Source organism: Kaarinaea lacus, from assembly GCF_975902315.1.
The window spans coordinates 1-4,683 of the sequence record NZ_CDLKIE010000409.1 but is presented as its reverse complement, the minus strand read 5'-3'; the positions used below and the strand labels follow the sequence as shown (position 1 = coordinate 4,683).

Annotated in this window: 4 protein-coding genes; 1 reads left to right on the top strand and 3 read right to left on the bottom strand. The window is 44.6% G+C overall.

All coding sequences use genetic code 11. From position 1 onward, the window contains the following. Window positions 1-324: 324 nt before the first annotated feature. A complete protein-coding gene (locus ACWVCM_RS12925) occupies window positions 325-1,218 on the bottom strand; it encodes a hypothetical protein (RefSeq protein ID WP_455202172.1) in 894 nt (297 codons plus the stop codon). 210 nt (window positions 1,219-1,428) lie between these two features. Then, a complete protein-coding gene (iscU, locus tag ACWVCM_RS12920; protein WP_455202171.1) occupies window positions 1,429-1,836 on the bottom strand; it encodes a Fe-S cluster assembly scaffold IscU in 408 nt (135 codons plus the stop codon). A gap of 374 nt (window positions 1,837-2,210) precedes the next feature. On the opposite strand from iscU, the gene ACWVCM_RS12915 reads away from it, so the two are divergent. Next, window positions 2,211-2,852, top strand: coding sequence for a uracil-DNA glycosylase (locus ACWVCM_RS12915; RefSeq protein ID WP_455202170.1), 642 nt, complete (start codon window positions 2,211-2,213; stop codon window positions 2,850-2,852). Window positions 2,853-2,937: 85 nt separating this feature from the next. Here the strand turns inward: ACWVCM_RS12915 and ACWVCM_RS12910 are convergent. Next, window positions 2,938-4,683: hypothetical protein (locus ACWVCM_RS12910; RefSeq protein WP_455202169.1), on the bottom strand; the 1,746-nt coding region annotated here is incomplete at its 5' end.

Below are 4,683 nucleotides of genomic sequence, written 5' to 3'. Positions count from 1 at the left end.
TTGGTTTATCCAAAGTGAGAATAATTATTTAAAACTGTTATGAAACAAAAAGTTGAAATATAAAATAGTATTTATTAAAAAGCGTGTTAAATAACAAAGAAGCAGGGCAAAGGCAAAGTTGTAGTGGATGCAGTAATACCAGGGATGGTAAATATTTTTTGAATAAGTTTATGAGTTTGGGTAAGTAAGTTTAGGTATGCAGTAACAGGATGTCGCTGGCCACGGAAGGCTGTTTCTAAATAAACCGATCGGTTTGTTTGAGCATTTGACGCTCTTTCTCCGCACAAATAATCGCGCAATGACGCTACCACTTATCTAAATTTATCAGGGTAGCGGAAAGTTTGCGCTTATCAAAGAGCCTGAGAAGTTATGGCCAAATAAACCTGGGGTGGCGGGATCAAAACCGCTACAAGCGGACTGAAAAGCCACCAGTCCAACTTCGGGAAAATAAAAATATTCGCCAAAAAAATCTACTGCGTTAGTACCACAGAAAGAGCGGCGGTAATCCAATGGTGAAGGGAGTGCTATAGCACTAGAACCTTCCTGGTATATTCCATTATAGGTATAGTATAAAGTTCTATAGCTACGTCCGGCATCAATAGTAATTACTTGTTCAGAGTTAAACTGAACGGCTTCACTGATAGCTTTAAGACTTGTCACACAGGAAGTTAGATTGCAATCATCAATTACTCTATAGGAAAACGCATCATCTGACATGGTTAAAGGTGAAGCCACGGTTTGTATTGGTTGATATAAATACGTGACAGCATTCGAGACAAAATCGCCCATATAAACAATGGGTAGAGTAGGTGAATTTTCGTAATACGCGTGCACAAACAAAGAACCGTTAGTTTGATCCTGAGTAATATACCTAACAGTTGATTCGCTTCCACCTTGTTCAAATTCAATTACAGTGTCTTCTCTTAATACGGGTATTGTAGTCGGTGCGTTTTGAGGATCTATGATTACATCAGATGTCCAGGTCACAGTCATTGTTGCATTACTAAAGGTAGTAGTACCAGCGATAGTCCGCTGCCCACCCGTGATTCGATAGACCAATCGATCACCCGACTGAATCAACCTTAAATTATCAGTAGAGCGTTCAATAATGGGTAGTGGATCTGAATTTTCTACCAGACAGCCTGAGAGTGACAGAGTAAGGCCCATGAAAATTAGAAATGAGAATATCGCCTGTTTTGAAATCTGTATACCGCGCATCCTGTCGTGCCCCGATGGTTATTTTCTAGTAATAGTGCTTATATAAGTAACGGTCATTCTTCCTGCATTATGAAGTAAGACAGTGGAATAAACGTTTGGTTGTTTAATTCATTACAATCTGTAAAGAATTACTCCCGGATTGTAACGAAAAAGCCCCCGGAAACATACTTTTCCGGGGGCTTTTTTCTTAAAGAACAGTTGGTTGCTGAGTTATGCAGCAGATTCGTTTTCGCTGTCTGGATCCTGGTTGTCATGGTAATTTTTGATAGCCGCTTTAATCGCATCTTCGGCCAATACCGAACAATGTACTTTGACGGGTGGCAGGGCAAGTTCTTCAGCGATTTCGGTATTTTTGATTTCCTGCGCTTCATCCAGTGTTTTTCCCTTTACCCACTCGGTGAGCAAGGAACTGGAAGCGATGGCTGAACCGCAGCCATAGGTTTTAAAACGTGCATCTTCGATAATTCCGCTGTCATTGACTTTAATTTGCAGTCGCATGACATCACCACAAGCTGGCGCACCAACCATGCCTGTGCCTACCGAAGGATCATCTTTCTCAAAAGAGCCAACATTACGAGGATTTTCGTAGTGATCTAAAACTTTATCGCTGTAAGCCATCCCATTTCTCCATCGATTTGAATCGACAAGGGTTATAAATCAGTTATGTTTTTGTTTGGCCAAATCGCAAAGGCCATTAGAATAGTCGATCCTGCGCTCTGTCTTGTAAAGATCTGTATCGACCAGCTATTCTAGTTCTTGACTATTGTGGTCAAGTATAGCGACGGGTTAACTATTTCGTCAATATACATAATAGGTTAGCTCGCTAACCATTTAGGAATAGACAAACCCAGGCGCGCACCAGTTGAATAATTACTGGCTTATCAATATGTTAAGTATAACATAAAATCAGTGCGGGAATTCGAGCCGTCAAATTTAACGGCCGACATAATAACACAGAATCTAAATGTACATCCCTGGAGTGATGATACCCCATGAATAAACTTGCAGAATATGATGTTAAATGCCGACGCTGTGAAAGGCTGGCAACCTTTTTGGACGATGTTGCGGCGGAGTATCCAGATTATCATGCCAGGCCGGTTGCGCCTTTTGGCGATAACTCTCCGCAATTATTAATCGTAGGCCTAGCGCCGGGCATGCACGGAGCCAATGCATCGGGACGGCCCTTTACGGGTGATCATGCGGGCATATTGCTTTACGAAACTCTATATAAGTATGGCTTCAGTAATCAGCCCGAGTCCCGCTCCTTGAATGACGGACTCAAATTGATAAACTGCCGAATTACAAATGCTGTTAAATGTCTGCCACCACAAAACAAGCCTACCGGCGAAGAAATAAAAACCTGCAACAGTTATTTACAACATGAACTCGAAACATTGTCACCTGGATCAGTCGTTTTGGCTTTAGGTAGTATTGCGCACAATGCGGTACTAAGAGCGTTTAATTTGAAAATCAAAGAATTTCCTTTTAAACACAATCAGGCGCATGCGATAACTGACAATTTAGTGTTAGTCGATTCTTATCATTGCAGCCGTTATAACACCCAAACCAAACGCTTAACCACGCCAATGTTTCATGCAGTATTTGAGCACATCAAAAAAATTCTCAATGATTGATATGATGACTTGGCGTAGTATTCCATAAAACTGGAACTGTCATCAGGTCAAAACCAGGCTTGCACAACATTGCATTGTTAATTTGTCAAAAATCACGGCTGCTAACACGATGACAGCCTGATCCGCCACCACTGCAATCTTTATTTTGTTCTACGGTACCAGTTCGGCCTCCATTGTGAGCGCTTTCTGATTGAAAATCATCAGCGTGACAGGCTGCGCAAAAACCTATGTATTGAGGGAAGTCATAATTAATAGTTTCACTGTTGCCGTGACAGGTTATACACGTGACTGTTGAATTGTGATTGCCAGGATAGTTGCTGGAAGCATGGGTGAAATTAATCGGCGCCCATCCATTTGTGGAATGGCATACATTACACTCTTGCGTAGTAATAAAGTGACCTGTTGATTTTCCAGTCGCCGTACTACCATCATGACACGAGCTGCAACCGTCGGTTATACCCTGGTGATCAAATGTGCCACCAATGAAAGTAGCCGTAGTATGGCAGTTGGAACAATCCAGTGCCGTTGGGATGTGATCAAGATGTTTGCCGAGTGCCGTTACACCATCGTGGCAGGAGGCACAATTGTCGACGATACCGGTATGATCAAACACGGCGCCGATAAAGGTACGGGTATTATGGCAAACACCGCAATCCTGATTGGTCGGAACATGGGTAGCTGTTTTACCCTGGGCGAACACACCATCGTGACACGACTGACAGTTATCCACAATGCCGGTATGATCAAACTTGGCGCCGATAAAGGCCGTGGTGTTATGGCATATGGAACAGTCCAGTGTCGTGGGGATATGATTCACCGGTTTACCGGTAGCCGATGTGCCATTGTGACATGAGGCGCAGTTATCCACGATTCCCGTGTGATCGAACACCGCGGTTAAAAAGGTTCCCGGTACGTGACATATACTACAATCCTGCGTTGTGGGAAGGTGCTCGGTATGTTTGCCAAGTGCAATAACGCCGTCGTGGCACGAAGCGCAATTGTCTACAATGCCGGTGTGATCAAATACACCCGTGGTAAAACTGGTGGTGCCATGACAGACGGAACAATCTTCCGTGGTGGGCACATGATTCACTGGCTTGCCGAGTGCCGATACCCCATCATGACAGGAAGCGCAGTTATTCACGATACCGGTGTGATCAAACACTGCATTGAGGAAGCTACTGGTGACGTGACAAACGCTGCAATCCTCAGTCGTTGGAAGATGGTCGATGTGCTTACCGCGTGCGGTGACACCATCGTGGCACGACGCGCAGTTATCCACGATACCGGTATGATCAAACACCGCGGTAGTGAATGTTGTGGTGCCATGGCATCTTGAGCAGTCTTTGGTAGTGGGAACATGAGTAACGGGCTTGCCGGTTGCGACTAATCCATCATGGCACGACGCGCAGTTATTAATGATACCCGTATGATCGAACACACCGGTAGTAAAGCTGCCAGTTTCGTGACAAACGCTGCAATCCTCGGTGGTGGCCACATGGTTGACCTTCTTGCCGATGGCCTGTGTTCCGTCATGACATGAGGCACAGTTATTCACGATACCCGTGTGATCAAACACTGCACCGATAAAGGTGGTGGTATTATGACAGACGCTGCAGTCTTCGGTGGTGGCGATATGCGTGCCTGACTTGCCAGTGGCTGCTGTGCCGTTGTGGCAGGAAGCGCAATTACTACTGATACCCGTGTGACTAAATATCGACGGACGAAACGCCGTGGTATTGTGGCAAAAGTAGCAATCCTGGGCAGTGGGCAAATGGTTCACCGCTGAATCCTTACCCGTCGTAAACTGACCGTTGTGACAACCCTCGCA

Bases quoted from the DNA above. Each gene is read 5' to 3' on its own strand.
- ACWVCM_RS12925 (WP_455202172.1), bottom strand. From the start codon at position 1,218: ATGCGCGGTATACAGATTTCAAAACAGGCGATATTCTCATTTCTAATT.
- iscU (WP_455202171.1), bottom strand. From the start codon at position 1,836: ATGGCTTACAGCGATAAAGTTTTAGATCACTACGAAAATCCTCGTAAT.
- ACWVCM_RS12915 (WP_455202170.1), top strand. From the start codon at position 2,211: ATGAATAAACTTGCAGAATATGATGTTAAATGCCGACGCTGTGAAAGG.